The 13037-nt window shown below is 70.7% G+C and carries 15 protein-coding genes; 9 read left to right on the top strand and 6 right to left on the bottom strand.

Features of this window, described 5'->3' with window-relative positions; genetic code table 11:
- The first annotated feature begins 32 nt into the window (after window positions 1–32).
- The 4 genes from ACWDLG_RS31485 (at window position 33) to ACWDLG_RS31470 (ending at window position 3458) form a co-directional block, all read left to right on the top strand.
- A complete protein-coding gene (locus ACWDLG_RS31485; RefSeq protein WP_449926922.1) occupies window positions 33–155 on the top strand; it encodes a hypothetical protein in 123 nt (40 codons plus the stop codon).
- A 32-nt stretch (window positions 156–187) separates the two neighbouring features.
- Window positions 188–1333 carry a YcaO-like family protein gene (locus ACWDLG_RS31480; RefSeq protein ID WP_449926919.1) on the top strand — a complete coding sequence of 382 codons (1146 nt, stop codon included), beginning with the start codon at window positions 188–190 and terminating at the stop codon, window positions 1331–1333.
- Entirely contained in the window at window positions 1333–2514 is a 1182-nt protein-coding gene (locus tag ACWDLG_RS31475; RefSeq protein WP_354918964.1) for an MFS transporter, read from the top strand. The genes ACWDLG_RS31480 and ACWDLG_RS31475 overlap by 1 nt, the downstream gene beginning before the upstream one ends.
- 68 nt (window positions 2515–2582) lie before the next feature.
- A complete protein-coding gene (locus tag ACWDLG_RS31470) occupies window positions 2583–3458 on the top strand; it encodes a WXG100-like domain-containing protein (protein ID WP_449926917.1) in 876 nt (291 codons plus the stop codon).
- Here the strand turns inward: ACWDLG_RS31470 and ACWDLG_RS31465 are convergent.
- From ACWDLG_RS31465 to ACWDLG_RS31450, 4 genes are read right to left on the bottom strand one after another with little or no spacing between them, the layout of a single operon-like run.
- The gene (locus ACWDLG_RS31465) at window positions 3455–3796 is read right to left on the bottom strand and encodes a YbaB/EbfC family nucleoid-associated protein (RefSeq protein ID WP_354918970.1); all 342 of its coding nucleotides are present in this window, start codon (window positions 3794–3796) and stop codon (window positions 3455–3457) included. The two genes, ACWDLG_RS31470 and ACWDLG_RS31465, sit on opposite strands and share 4 nt — an antisense overlap.
- 11 nt (window positions 3797–3807) lie before the next feature.
- Window positions 3808–4176 carry a hypothetical protein gene (locus ACWDLG_RS31460; protein WP_449926913.1) on the bottom strand — a complete coding sequence of 123 codons (369 nt, stop codon included), beginning with the start codon at window positions 4174–4176 and terminating at the stop codon, window positions 3808–3810.
- Between the two features lie 52 nt (window positions 4177–4228).
- Window positions 4229–5500: an MFS transporter gene (locus ACWDLG_RS31455; protein WP_449926910.1), complete on the bottom strand. Its 1272-nt coding sequence runs from the start codon at window positions 5498–5500 to the stop codon at window positions 4229–4231.
- Window positions 5501–5557: 57 nt separating this feature from the next.
- Window positions 5558–6451 carry a sugar kinase gene (locus ACWDLG_RS31450; RefSeq protein ID WP_449926907.1) on the bottom strand — a complete coding sequence of 298 codons (894 nt, stop codon included), beginning with the start codon at window positions 6449–6451 and terminating at the stop codon, window positions 5558–5560.
- A gap of 188 nt (window positions 6452–6639) precedes the next feature.
- On the opposite strand from ACWDLG_RS31450, the gene ACWDLG_RS31445 reads away from it, so the two are divergent.
- The 3 genes from ACWDLG_RS31445 (at window position 6640) to ACWDLG_RS31435 (ending at window position 8497) form a co-directional block, all read left to right on the top strand.
- Complete coding sequence (locus ACWDLG_RS31445) at window positions 6640–7362, top strand: hypothetical protein (protein WP_354918982.1); 723 nt, start codon at window positions 6640–6642, stop codon at window positions 7360–7362.
- A gap of 174 nt (window positions 7363–7536) precedes the next feature.
- Complete coding sequence (locus tag ACWDLG_RS31440) at window positions 7537–8235, top strand: maleylpyruvate isomerase family mycothiol-dependent enzyme (protein ID WP_354918985.1); 699 nt, start codon at window positions 7537–7539, stop codon at window positions 8233–8235.
- 22 nt (window positions 8236–8257) lie between these two features.
- Window positions 8258–8497 carry a DUF6343 family protein gene (locus ACWDLG_RS31435; RefSeq protein ID WP_449926903.1) on the top strand — a complete coding sequence of 80 codons (240 nt, stop codon included), beginning with the start codon at window positions 8258–8260 and terminating at the stop codon, window positions 8495–8497.
- On the opposite strand, the gene ACWDLG_RS31430 is transcribed toward ACWDLG_RS31435, so the two are convergent.
- Window positions 8479–9999, bottom strand: a complete 1521-nt coding sequence (locus ACWDLG_RS31430) for an FAD-dependent monooxygenase (RefSeq protein ID WP_449926900.1) — start codon at window positions 9997–9999, stop codon at window positions 8479–8481. The two genes, ACWDLG_RS31435 and ACWDLG_RS31430, sit on opposite strands and share 19 nt — an antisense overlap.
- On the bottom strand, window positions 9978–10922 hold the full coding sequence (locus ACWDLG_RS31425; RefSeq protein WP_449927083.1) for an MBL fold metallo-hydrolase: 945 nt from the start codon (window positions 10920–10922) through the stop codon (window positions 9978–9980). The genes ACWDLG_RS31430 and ACWDLG_RS31425 overlap by 22 nt, the downstream gene beginning before the upstream one ends.
- Window positions 10923–11405: 483 nt before the next feature.
- On the opposite strand from ACWDLG_RS31425, the gene ACWDLG_RS31420 reads away from it, so the two are divergent.
- Window positions 11406–11903, top strand: coding sequence for a GyrI-like domain-containing protein (locus ACWDLG_RS31420; RefSeq protein ID WP_449926897.1), 498 nt, complete (start codon window positions 11406–11408; stop codon window positions 11901–11903).
- Between the two features lie 117 nt (window positions 11904–12020).
- Window positions 12021–12941, top strand: coding sequence for a helix-turn-helix transcriptional regulator (locus ACWDLG_RS31415; protein WP_449926895.1), 921 nt, complete (start codon window positions 12021–12023; stop codon window positions 12939–12941).
- The last annotated feature ends 96 nt before the right edge of the window (window positions 12942–13037 follow it).

Here is a 13037-nt window from a genome sequence, read left to right as displayed (position 1 = left end):
TTCGGTGGTGATCAACACGAGAAAGGAGCGTCATGGGAAACAGCAATTCCGACGGCGTGACCCTGCTCAAGCCAGGTGCCTCCGTCCTGGAAGACGAATTCTCGCTCACGCTCGCGGAAATGGTGCTGCTCGACGAGTCGTTCACGGTCCGCTGACCGTGGATTCGCGCGCCCGGAGAGAGCGCGAGGTGAGCCTCGCCGATTCGCTCGGCATCATCGAGTCCTTGTTCAGGGACGCGGGATTGTCGGTGGAACTGGTGTCCGCCGGCACGTCGGAGTTTCCCGTCCACCGCTGCTCGGTCCTCGCCCCTTCCGGCGAGATCGTGGCCGAGTCGCTCGGCAAGGGGCGTGGCGAACAGAGCAGGGCGAGCGCTCTCTTCGAGGCGTGGCAGCATCTCCAGCACGAGCGCGGCCAGGCCGCGCTTCCCTTCGACACCGAGCGCGTCCGCGTGCTTCCCGTCGCCGCCGTCCTGGACCAGGAGGGGATCGGGGGCGACGAGATGCTCGCCAGGCTCGGCCGCGACTTCCCCTCCGCCTCGCCGGCCTGCCTGCTGCTGGAGCCGCTGACCGGTGGGCGGCCGCTGTGGTACCCGGCCTTCACCAGGTCACCCGCCTGCAGGGAGCATCCGATTCCCGGCGACGACCTGCGGGGCTACGTGCCGTACCTGCGTTACGCCTACGACAGCGGCACCGCCACGGGCGTGACGGAGAACGAGGCGGTGCTGCACGGCCTGCTGGAGGTCGTCGAGAGGGACGCGCTCTCGCACGCCCTGCTCGACTGGTATCTCGGCGACGGGCCGATCGCCGCCGTGCCGCACGAGGCGGCTCTGGTCCTGGACATCACCTCCGATCTGGGGATTCCCGCCTACTGCGCGCTGCCGGTCGCGGCCGGTGATCCGCCTGGCGTGCTGGGGTCGGGGGCGTCGCTCGACCCCGCGTACGCGATCGAGCGGGCGGTGACCGAGCTGGCGCAGTCGCGTTTCAACATGTCGCTCGGCGTGGACCTCACCCTGGAGCGCAGGCTGGAGTCGCTGCGGCCGTGGCCGCTGCTCGACAAGTGCGCGCGGGTGGACCCGGCGCCCCTGCGGGAGCGGCTGACGTACACCGGGGCCCCTCCTGACGCGCCGGCCGCCGCCGGCGTCGAGGCGCAGATCGCGGTCGTCCTCGACACCCTGGCCGCCGCGGGGCTGTCGGCCTACCTGTTCCGGTGGAATCCCGGCGGCCCCGGCTGCCCGGTCGTGACGGTCGTCGTTCCCGGAATGGACACCTTCTCCATGGTGCACAACGCGATTCCCGTCCTGCCGACGGGCCGGGCCATGCGCCGGTTGGTTTGATGCGTGCCGTCCTCGGCCGCCGGGATTTCCGGCTGGTGTTCTTCGGAATGGCCGCGAGTCTGCTGGGGGACGCCTCCCTGCTGCTCATTCCGTCGATTCTGGCGAAGAAGATGACGGGCTCCGACGGGGCCGCGGGGCTGGCGTTGTTCTTCTTCACCGCGCCGATGTGTTTCGCGCCGTTCTTCGGCATGGTGATCGACCGGGTGGACCGGCGGCGGTTTCTCGTCGGGGCCTGTCTCGTCTCGGCCGTCGCGCTGCTGCCGCTGGCCCTGGTGACAGGCCGGGCGACCTACTGGCTGGTCTACCCGGTGTCGGCCGCGATGGGCTGCTCCTACACCGTGATCTTCGGCGCGCTGAGCGGCCTGCTCAAGACCATGCTGCCCGACGCGCTGCTGGCGCAGGCCAACAACGCCCTGCAGACCACCCGCCACGGGGCCAGGCTGCTCGGCCCGCTGCTCGGCGTGGCCGTCTACACCAGTGCGGGGCTGTGGGCGGCCGTCGCCTTCGACATGGCCACCTTCGTCCTCGCCGCCGTCGCCTTCGCCGTGCTCCCGGCGCCGGCCCGCGGGGCGCGGCGTCCGCCGGGCCACTGGCGGGAGGAGTTCACCGCGGGGCTGCGGCACATCAGGCACGAGCGGACGATCCGCCCGGCCGTCACCGCGTTCGTGCTGATGTTCCTGGCCGCCGGGCTGACCGAGTCGATCATCTTCGCGGTCATCGAGGGCCTGGGCCGCCCGCCGGAGTTCACCGCCGTCACCTCCACAGCCATGGGCGTCGGCGCCATCGCCGCCGGCTTCGTGGTGGCCCGTCTGGTCGACAGGCTCGGCGAGCTGCGCATGGTCGGCGCGGGCATCGCCCTGTACGGCGTGGCCATCGGCATGTGGCTGGTGCCTGCCGAGACCGCGATGGTCGCCTCGATGGCGCTGGCCGGGATCAGCCTCACCCTCGCCGGCGTCGCCGTCCGCACCCTGCTCCAGCGCCGCAGCCCCGACGAGGTGGTGGGGCGCGTCTCCACCGCCTTCGACGCCTTGAGCGGCGGCGGGCAGCTGCTGTCCGTCGCGGCGGGCGCCGTCGTCGTGACCCTGATCGACCATCGCCTGCTGCTGCTGGTGGTGGTCGTGTGCGTCGTGCTGTCCGGGCTGCACGCCGTCCGCGCCTCCACCCGGATGTCTCTCGGCTGACCGGTCCTTTGGTTCGGAAGGATATAAGCTACTGAACAAACCTGAAATATAGGGAAAATGGAGGACGCGTGGCCCTCAGTCGCCTGACGGTCTATCCCCTGGGCAGCATGAGCATCACGACCTTCGTCGGGATCATGCTGCTCGTCCAGTGGCCAGAGGGCGACCCCGGCAAGGCCCGCGAGGTGGCGGCGGTGTGGCGGCGCATCGCCGCGCGCGTCGACACCAGCCTGCGCGACATGGACGAGGTCGCCGAGGCGGTGTGGAAGACCAACACGGGCGAGGGCGTCGACGCGTTCGAGGCCTACTGGCGGGATCGGCTCAAGCCGTACCCGCCGCAGGTCTCCGCCTACGCGCGCGGCCTGGCCAAGGTGTGCGACGACTACGCCGACGTGCTGGACGACACCCAGCGCAAGGTCCTCCAGATGGCCATCATCTCCTACCTGGAGATGCTGATGTTCATGGCCTGGCCGGAGATCGGCGGGATGACGACCTGGTTCGCGCGGAGGGCGATGCGGAAGGTGCAGGCCAAGCTCCTGCTCAGGCTGGCCGAGTACGTCTCGGGCAGCCTGTTCTACGCCATCGCCGACCAGATCATCGTGGACGGCGTCAAGCTCGCCTTCGGCGACGACATCGGCTCGCTGGAGGACAACCTCGTCGCCATGGGCAAGAACTTCGCCGCCGCCATGGTCTTCTACAGCATCGATCCGGCCAACTTCAAGCGCGTGGGCGTCGACAAGATCCTGCCGAAGAACGCGGACCTGCAGAAGTACGTGGTGTTCCTGGCCGGGTCGAGCGTGTTCACGGTGACCGCGAACGCCCTGAACCGGCCTGGCGACATCCTCGACGACCCCGCCGGCCTGCTGCCGACCTGGCAGCAGATGATCAGCAAGTTCCTGGTCGGCGCGGGGCAGCTCGGCAAGGGGTGGAGCCGCCAGGGAGGCTAGAGGGAGTCGTAGAAGCGCCTGGCGTCCTCGATGTAGGGCGCCATGGTGTCGTCGATCGTCTCCGACACACGTGTCGCGGCGTCGGCCGCGGCGGCCCGCGCGGCTTCGAGCACCGCCTCGGCCAGCGCCGCCGAGCCCAGCCTCATCGCGCGCGGATCGATCGTCAGGCCGGACAGGGCGCCGCCGGGGACGACCTCCAGGCGGACCAGCCCGTCCGCGGCCTCACCGTGGCCGCGGACGTCGGCCATGCGCTGCCTGGCCTCGTGGAGGGGGCGCATCTCCGCCTCGAAGTCGGCGAGCAGCCGGCGAACCTCGGTGTCGATGGTGGGCTCGGTCAAGGGAACTCCGATCACGGCTGGTAGGTGGGCGGTGCGGGCACCTTCGGAGTCGCCTTGATCGTGGCCCAGGTGGCCACGTCGAGACTGACGGTCGACAGGCGCAGGCGGGCGGCGATCTCCGGGTAGGCGTCCCGCAGCGCCTCGACGTAGGTGGCGGCATCGGTGGCGTGCTTCACGTAGTCGCGCTTGAACTTCACGCCTCTGTCGTCGTCGCCGGCGAAGTCGCCGATGGCGGTGATGGCGGCCACCAGGCCGGTGAGGTCGGCGCCGAACAGGTCGTGCTCGTCGGCGAAGGCCTTCGCGGCGCTCTCGAAGGAGGAGAAGTGGGCATCGGTCGTGGTCGGTCGCGCGCCGGAGGGGGCGGGCTCGTCCGGGGGCATGGAGTCCTTTCCGACAACATGTTCTGTATTGCCTACCTTTTTAATAGGTTAATCACTCGGTTGGCAAACCGTCGCGCAAGGACATCGCGCCCCTCCGGCCGAACGCGGCGGCGCGCACGCCCCGCCGTACCAGGGCGGGCAGGCACAGCGCCGTGCCGAGCGCGCCGATCCACACCGCGGCCGACAGCCCGGCCAGGGCGGTGGCCGCGGAGGACAGCAGCGCGCCGACCGCCACGGCGCCCCAGATGAGGAAGCGGTGCACCGCGCCGACCCGGCCGAGAAGCGCGGCGGGGGCGGCCGTGTGCCGCAGCGTCAGCGAGGTCGGGTTGAAGGCCCCCTCGCCCACGCAGTGCAGGATGCTCGCCGCGACCAGCCCGGCCGCGCCCACCGTGGTGCCGAGCACCGGCATGGACACGATGCCCGCCACCGACACGACGGCCGCGCCGACCAGCGTGCGCGGCGCGCCGAACCGGCGTACCAGCCGCGCCGAGGCGAGGGTGCCGATGGGGTGGCCCGCCGCCGCGGCGCCCAGCACCACGCCGATCCACTGCGGCGACAGGCCGAGCACGTCGCGGCAGTAGAGCACCAGGCTCGTCTCGAGCATCGACAGGAAGAGCACGTAACTGGTGCCGCAGGCGATGATCGGCTCCAGCAGGGGGTGGCCGGCCACGAAGCGCAGGCCCTCCACGATGTCCCTGCGCAGCCAGCCGCGCTCCCGGGCGGGGGCCTGCCGTACCGGCTCCCTGTGCCTGATCAACGCCAGCGACAGCACCGACGCGGCGAAGCTGAGCACGTTGGCGGCCACCGCGCCCGCCACGCCGAGCACCTGGATGAGCGGGCCCGCCGCCATCGGGCCCACCGTGTTGGACACCGACTCCGACAGCGCCAGGCGGGCGTTGCCGGAGTGCAGGCGCTCGCGGTCGCGGATCAGGGAGGGCAGGTAGGAGGAGTAGGCCACCTGGAAGAACACCACCGCGCAGCCGCTCACCAGCACCAGCCCGAGCAGGAGCGGGAAGGTCAGCGCACCCGTGGCCAGCAACCCCCAGACAGCGCCGAACGCGGCAATCTGGACACCGTCGCAGACCAGCATCACCGTACGGCGCGGCAGCCGGTCCACGATCGCCCCGGCGGGCAGGCCGAGCGGCAGGAACGGGAGGAAAAGCGCGAACGGCAGCAACGCCGCCTGCGCGGGCGACACGTCCAGCGCGGTCACCGCCACCAGCGGCAGCGCCAGCTTCATGAACTGGTCGCCGAACAGGGAAAGCGACTGCCCTGCCCACAGCAGGCCGAAGTCGCGACGCACATCATCGATACGAAGCAGCACGGCTCCGTAGCCTGCTGCGCCGGTGCCCGGCCCGGCTCGCGGGATTCGGACCCCGCGTTACGAGGTCCGGATCCCGCCATCGAGCTCGGCCCGGGTGGGCAGACCCTGCCAGTCGCTGGCGCTGGTCACCGCGGCGGCGCCGAGCGCGGCGCCCCTGCCGAGCCGCTCCTGCGGGGTCAGCCCGTCGAGCACGGCGCTGAGGTACCCGGCCGCGAACGCCTCCCCGGCGCCCATGGTGTCGACGACCGGCACCGGCAGCGCGGGCGCGTCGTAGCGGACTCCGCCGGAGCGCACGCTGGCGCCCTTCGGGCCGCGCGTGACGACGACCTCCCTGTCGGGAGTGAGGGCCGGCTTGACCAGGTCGAGCTCGTCCTGCCGGACGAACAGGAGCGAGCTCCTGCGCGCCAGCGCGCCCAGCACCTCCTCGGCCTCGGTGAGCGAGGGCCACAGTGCGGCGTGGTAGTCGACGGACATCGACACGGGGACCCCGGCGGTCAGGGCGGCGCCGACGGCGGTCTCGACCGCGTCGCGCGGGTCCAGGCCGAGCGAGGGGGTTACTCCGGTGATGTGCAGCAGGCGCGAGGCGGCGATCCTGTCGATGGGCACGTTTCCCGGTGACAGCCGCGAGCCCGCCGACCTGACGCGGTAATGGGTGACGCGGGGATCATGGCCGACTCTCGACTCCTTCAACAGCAGGCCGGTGGGCGCGGTGCCGTCCTCGCGCACGTCCGAGACGTCCACGCCCTCGCCGCGCAGCACCGTGGTGATCCGCGCGCCCAGCTCGTCGGCGCCCACCTTGCCGAGGAAGCTCACCCGGTGACCCAGCCTGGCCAGCGCGATCGCGAGGGTGAGCTCGGGTCCGCCCACGTCGATGCGCGCCTCGCCGTCGTGGCGGATCCGGCCGCTGGACACCACACCGAGGGGCTCGCCCATCGTGTAGACGTCACTCATGTGATCAACACTACAGAATCATAATTTTTCACATCAGAATCCCAGGTCACACAAATGATCGTTTTGTGAGCAAAACTTTCCCCTCTCTCGAGTCAACCTTTTCTCGTTAGTGTGCCTCTAAGTGATAGAGGGGGTCGGGCAATCCCGAGCCTGACCCCATCAACACGGGGAGAGGAATCAGCACCCTCATGAAGAAGATCGCAGCAGGCCTCATCGCCGCCGCCATGGGTGGCGCTCTGCTTGTCACCGGCGGCACCGCCGCTCAGGCTCGCACCACCCTTGACGTCCAGATCCACGACATCCAGCCCGACCCCGTCGTCGTCGCCAAGGGCGGCGAGACGACGGCCACGTTCTTCGTCGAGGCCACGAAGGACGCCAAGGTCGAGCTCAGGGTCGAGCCGGTGAGCGACATCCGCACGTTCGCGGCCAAGAACGTCAGCGTCATCCCCAACGGGGACAACTGGAAGTTCACGGTCCCCTTCAGCTCCGGTGACGAGGGCAAGTGGCGCGCCATCGCCACCGCCACCAAGGGCGGCGAGACCGACCGCGACAAGGCCACCTTCGACGTCGAGGTGAAGGGCGGCAAGGCCGACACCCGCATCACCAGCTTCAGGGCCAACCCCGACCCGGTGAAGAAGGGCCGCAGCATCTGGTTCTCCGGCCGCCTTCAGGTCGACGACGAGGGCTGGGACGGCCTGCGCGGCGGCGAGGTCGAGATCTACTTCCGCGCCAACGGCTCCAGCGGCTGGAAGTACGTCACGAGCACCGAGACCCGGTGGGGCGGCAAGTTCAGCGCCAAGACCCGCGCCTGGAAGAGCGGCACGTTCAAGGCCGTCTACGACGGTGACGACGAGACCAACGGTTCGGAGAGCCGTACCGACTGGGTCCGCGTCTACAGCTGGCACCACTGAGCACCACTGAGCTCGGCTGAGTACCACTGAGCACCACTGAGAAAGCCGGTCCGCGCGCACGCGGGCCGGCTTTTTCGCGCGACGATGCGGGGCATCGCCGAGCCCGAGGCTCCTACCTGCGGTGAGTGCCCGCCGGCAGGCGTGACGGCCCGGAGCCGGGGTAGCGCTCTCGGTATGGAGCAGTTGAAGGAATTCGATCCTTTCGACATCTTCGACACCGAGGCGGCCAGGCTCGACAGGTTCTTCTCCTCGCTCGACGAGGAAGAGTGGGACCGGCCGACCCGGTGCGCCGGCTGGTCGGTGCGTGACGTGCTCGCGCACCTGGCGGGCGAGGAGCTCTACAACCACGCCTGCCTCGACGGCGACGTGGAGGGGTTCTTCGACCTGGTCGAGCGCGAGGGTGTCAAGGGGTTCGACCAGTTCAACCAGTGGTGCGTCGAGCAGCGCCGCGAACTGCCCGTCGAGCAGGTGCTGGAGGAGTGGCGGACCAAGAACGGGGAGACCCGCGAGCGGATGCGCGCCCTCGGCCGCGAAGGCGTCCTGCAGACGTCCGCGGGGCCGTACCCGGTCGACATGCAGACCTACCACTACGACTCCGAGTACGCCACGCACGCCGACGACGTGGGCGCGCCCGTCTCGGACGACGAACGCGACCAGCGCACCTGGTGGCGGCTGCAGCTGGCCAGGCAGGTGCTGGCCGAGCAGGGTGCGAAGGTGCAGGTGGAGACGATGGCCGACCACGTGTGGGTGTACACCGACGGGGCCAGCGACAGCCTGTCGTTCCCCGCGTTCGTCGAGGCCACCGTGGGCAGGACGACTCCGGAGCACGCGGTCGACCAGAGGATCGCGACAGCGCTGCGCTGCCTGGCGTGAGAGGAGCCGGAGAGGAGCGGTCATGTGGCAGCGGCATCCTGAGGGCACGGAGCCCGTCAGCGCGCGGAGCCCGCTGCGTGCCAGGACGATCATGTCGAGTGTCGCGCTGCCCCTGGCGCTCGTCGGAACGGTGGTGTTCACCGTCCTGGCGATGCGCACGGGCCGGGAGGTCTGGTGGTGGGAGACGGCCATCGCCGCGGCGGTGGCCCTGTTCGCCGCCATCGACCTGGGGGTGCTGCACTATCACCGCACGCGCCGCTGATCGCCCGTCGCCCTGCGGAGCGCGGCGGCCAGGCCGGCGGCGGAGAAGGCAGGCAGTACGGCCGCCAGATGCCCGTCCGGCCTGACCAGGTGCACGCTGTCGGCACCCGCGTCGAGCAGACCCGCGTCGAGGCCCAGGCCGGGGAGCGCGACCACCTCGACGGGCGCGACTCCGGCCACGGCCGCCGCGGCCGGCTCCACCCGGTCCGCGCGCGCCACCAGCACCGTGAAGCCGGGGCCGAAGCGCTGCCGCAGCCGCCCACCGGGCACCCGCGCGTCGGGACAGATCACGCCGGGCACCGGGGGCCGAGCCGCCCCCGGTTCGGCCGGCACCGGCACGAGGGAGGGTGTCGTCAGCGGCGAGTCGACGTACCAGTACGGCTCGGCCAGCTTCCCCGAGTCGATCGACCGCCGCGCCTGCGGGTCGCGCACTGCTCGCTCCAGCACCTGCCTGCGCCACTCCCACTGCTCGGCGCTCTGCGGGACCAGGAACTCCATCGTCCTGCCGGTCACCGCCAGGTTGACCAGCGCGGCGGCCCGTCGTTCGACGTCGTAGGAGTCCAGGAGCGCGGCGGGGGCGCCCCGCCGTACCAGAGCGAGCTTCCACGCGAGGTTCTCGGCGTCCTGCAGGCCCGAGTTCAGGCCCCGCGCGCCGAAGGGCGCGAACAGGTGGGCGGCGTCGCCGGCCACGAACACCCGCCCCCGCCCGAAGGCGGCCGCCACCCGCGAGTGGAAGCGGTAGACGGTCAACCACACGATCTCGTACGGCAGGCTGCCCGCGATCCGCCTGATCATCGCGTCGACGTCGGCCGTGCCGGGGTCGAAGCCGGGCGGCACCTGCCAGTCGATCCGCCACACCGAGTCGGGGCACTGGTGCACGAGGACCTGCCGTCCGGGGTTCCACGGCGGGTCGAAGTAGAAGCGCCGCTCGCTGGGGAAGGGCAGCGTGGCCTTGATGTCGCAGATGAGGAACAGGTCGGCGAACGACCGGCCGGGGAAGCCGATCCCGGCCAGCCGGCGTACGGCGCTGCGCGGACCGTCCGCCCCGACCAGGTGGCTGCCGCGCACCGGCCCGTCGCCGGTGAGAACGTCGACGCCGTCGGCGTCCTCGCGGTAGCCGATCACCGCGCTGCCGTACCTGAGGTCGACGAGCGGCTCGGCGGCGACGCGGGCGCACAGCAGTTCCTCGACCCGCGCCTGCGAGATGTTGATCCACGGCGGTACCTCCGCCCTGGGGAAGGTCACCGAGAACAGCTCGTGCTCGCGGAAGTAGGTGCGGCCGGTGGTCCAGGTGACGCCTTCGGCGACCATCGGGGCGGCGACGCCGACCCGGTCGAGGATGTCGAGCACGTCGCGCTGGAAGCAGATCGCCTTCGAGCCCGTGGGGTCGCGGCGGGCCGCCGCCTCCAGCACCACCGTCGGCACCCGCCATCTGGCCAGCAGCAGGGCCGTGGCCAGCCCCACCGGGCCGGCCCCCGCGATCACGACTGGAGCTGGTTCCATACCGCCCTGTCCCGTTCCGCCGTCCAGATGATGGGCCGTTCGACGCCGTCCAGTTCGTCCCAGAGCCTGGAGACGTTGAACGGCAGGCAGTGCTCGAAGATCGGCCAGCGGCCGTACCGGGGCGCCAGCGCGGCGTGGGCGGCCTCGAACGCCTCCTTCAGCGTGCCCGACCGCCGGTGGACCGCACCGACCTCGCGCAGCATCACCTCGAGGAAGTCACGGGTCTGCCCGATCGCCGCCGGCACGTCGCACGTGACCGCCCCGCGCCCGCCGATCAGGGTCGCGGCGCCGAGCGCGGCGACACGGTCGAGCGTGGTCGTCGACCACTCGCGGTGGAAGGCGTCGCCGGTGTAGAGGGCCGCCCGCGCCTCGACCAGGTCGCCGGCGAACAGGATCCGCTGGTCCGGCAGCCAGGCCACGATGTCGCCCTCGGTGTGCCCCCTGCCGAGGTGCCGGAGCTCGAGGAACCTGCCCCGGCCGAGGTCGATACGGACCGTGTCGGTGAAGGTCAGCGTCGGCCTGGTCAGGCCGGGGATCGAGCCGGGATCCTTGAACAGGCGCGGCATCCTGCCGTACTCCGACTCCCAGTCCTGCAGGCCGCGCTCCTCGATGAGGAACCTGGTGTTCTCGTGCGCGACGATGACGTCCGCGCCGAACGCCGAGGCACCCAGCACCCTGACGGCGTGGTAGTGCGACAGGACCAGGTACCGGACGGGCTTGTCGGTGTGTTCGCGCAGCCGCTCAAGCCACTGGCGGGCGGCGGCCGGGGTGGCCATGGCCTCGAAGCAGATCAGGAAGTCGTCGGCCTCGACGGCGCCGACGTTCGGGTCGCCCTCGGCGGTGAGCGCGTAGACGCCCTCGCCGACGATCTCCAGGGTCTGGGTCTTGTCCGTCAGGTCGGCGGACGAGGCGAACGCGCGCATACCGGGATCTCTACCCCGCCCGCGCGGCAAGCCACCGCCCCGTCCCGCCGGAACCCGTCCCGCGTCCGGGTACGGCTCGGCCAGCCGTTCGGCACCTTGAGCATGACCTGGTCGCGGGAAGGTGTTGTCGGTGCACTCCCAGTAGGTGGCCTGGTTGCCGTCGGTGGCGTTGGCGGCGGGATAGACGTCGGTGTGGCTGCTCTCGGACATCTGCCTGCCCGCGGCGAGGTCGGGCCCCGCGGACCACGGGGCTGAGGAACCGCCGGACAGCCGTTGTCGATGAGAACGATCTTGCTAGGGGTGCCAACGGGCGGAAACGGTATGCGAGTGGGACAGCTGCTGGTCAGCGTCGCGCGAGTGCTGAGTAGGCGGTGGATCGGCCGATCTTGAGGGGGCGGGCGCAGTCGCGCACCGATGTTCAAGCGTCGATCCGACCGGCTCCGAAAGGATGAGGCACGACCTGCAGGCCAGGAAAGGACGACGATGACGGAACAGCCGCACGGGCACACTTTCGAGATCCTCCACCGCGATCCCCAGATCACGGCGAGCATCAGGATGACGGTCGCGATCGCCCGCCTGTCGGAGGCTCAGGGCGAAGGGTTCTCGGAACTGTGGAAGTACACCCAGCAGCCCGGCGTGAGCGTGGAGGGACAGCCCTTCGTCAGGTACCACACCTTCGAGGAGGGCGAGACGGACGTGGAGGTCGGCGTGCCCGTGGCCGGACGTCCTGTCAGCGCGGGACGTGTCGCCTCCGCCGAGCTGCCGGGTGGCACGGCCGTCGCCACGTGGCACCTCGGATCGCACGACAGCCTGGGCGACACCTACGCCCTGCTGGGCGCATGGCTGAAGGAGCACGACCGCGAGCCTGACGGTGGGGCGTGGGAGATCTACCACTGGTTCGACCTCAGCACACAACCCGATCCGTCGAGCTGGCCCGCCCCGGCGACCTGGCGCACCCAGCTGATCCAGCCGATTCGCTGACGCCGGTCGTTCGCCATCACGGCGTCCGACATTCGCATCCTCGGCTCGCCGCCGGCCCTCACCGCCGGCCGCGCCCGCGCCTCCCGCCGCGAGAGCCTCACCGGGGCCGTCGCGGGCGTGGCGCTCTGTTGGAAGATCGCGCGACTGGTCCATGTGTTGCCGAACCGCGATGATTTCGACGGCGGTGAAGGCGATCGGGCGGCGAGTCTGGATGTCATGCGGCGACAGGAACTCGGCAAGGATCCCAGCTTGGGCATGTCCGTTCATGACATCCGCAGTGGAGGGCAGGTCAAGGGCTGGTCGTCGTGGGCTCCGGACGTCGGCGACGCCGTGGTGCTGATGCGGATGGGGGGCTTCCGCCGGCACGCGTCGGGGCAGGACTCCTTCCTCGACGCGGCCAGCGGTTACCTGACCAGAAAAGGGCTGGAAGAGCGCTTCGCCTATCCGTCGGCGAGCGAGATCCGCTACACCTGGATCATGTTGACCCCTGACGCCTACGACGAATACGTCGCGGGCGTCCAGGGCGCTCCAGGCTGGATGCTGGCAATCACCGCCTTGCTCGACCTGCGCCATCGCGAGCTGCTGTCCGCCTGCAGGAGAGGCGCTGACCACCTGGAGGTGGGTGAACGGTTGCAGAGCCTGCTGGCGGCTCTCCCGCCGCGGACCGAGCGGCCCGGCCCCGGTATGCCGCCCACGACGCGGGTGATCCACCGCCGCATGACCATCGCCGTGCAAGAGGCGCTCTCCTGCGGTCACCTCAACGACAGTGTCGCGGACCTGGCCCGGCTGGTCGGCGCCTCGCCCAAGCATGTCGGAAGGATCTTCCGCCACGTCACCGGGCGCACGATCAGCGAGTATCGCAACGAACTGAGGGTGCGGGCCGTGCTGGAACACATGGCCGACGGAGGCGCCCAGTTCGCCGAACTGGCCACCATGTACGGCTTCGCCGATCACGCGCACCTGACCCGGACGGTTCGCAAGCATCTCGCCGAGACGCCCAGCGCCCTGCGCGCACGCCTCGACCTCGGCGGCCTCTGACCGTCGCGTGACCCGTTGACCACCGCGCCGACCACCCCGTTCGCAGGCAGGTGCGCACAGCCGGCATCGGGGCCGGTGTGACGGAGGGGTCAGGGG

Source organism: Nonomuraea sp. NPDC003727 (assembly GCF_053586935.1).
Note: the sequence above shows the minus strand (reverse complement) of the source record. Positions and strands in the feature narration are given on the sequence as shown.

Excerpts from the sequence above, each read along its gene's own strand:
- ACWDLG_RS31485 (WP_449926922.1), top strand. The coding sequence starts at position 33 with ATGGGAAACAGCAATTCCGACGGCGTGACCCTGCTCAAGCCAGGTGCC.
- ACWDLG_RS31475 (WP_354918964.1), top strand. The coding sequence starts at position 1,333 with ATGCGTGCCGTCCTCGGCCGCCGGGATTTCCGGCTGGTGTTCTTCGGA.
- ACWDLG_RS31460 (WP_449926913.1), bottom strand. The coding sequence starts at position 4,176 with ATGCCCCCGGACGAGCCCGCCCCCTCCGGCGCGCGACCGACCACGACC.
- ACWDLG_RS31450 (WP_449926907.1), bottom strand. The coding sequence starts at position 6,451 with ATGAGTGACGTCTACACGATGGGCGAGCCCCTCGGTGTGGTGTCCAGC.
- ACWDLG_RS31445 (WP_354918982.1), top strand. The coding sequence starts at position 6,640 with ATGAAGAAGATCGCAGCAGGCCTCATCGCCGCCGCCATGGGTGGCGCT.
- ACWDLG_RS31440 (WP_354918985.1), top strand. The coding sequence starts at position 7,537 with ATGGAGCAGTTGAAGGAATTCGATCCTTTCGACATCTTCGACACCGAG.
- ACWDLG_RS31435 (WP_449926903.1), top strand. The coding sequence starts at position 8,258 with ATGTGGCAGCGGCATCCTGAGGGCACGGAGCCCGTCAGCGCGCGGAGC.
- ACWDLG_RS31430 (WP_449926900.1), bottom strand. The coding sequence starts at position 9,999 with ATGGAACCAGCTCCAGTCGTGATCGCGGGGGCCGGCCCGGTGGGGCTG.
- ACWDLG_RS31425 (WP_449927083.1), bottom strand. The coding sequence starts at position 10,922 with ATGCGCGCGTTCGCCTCGTCCGCCGACCTGACGGACAAGACCCAGACC.
- ACWDLG_RS31420 (WP_449926897.1), top strand. The coding sequence starts at position 11,406 with ATGACGGAACAGCCGCACGGGCACACTTTCGAGATCCTCCACCGCGAT.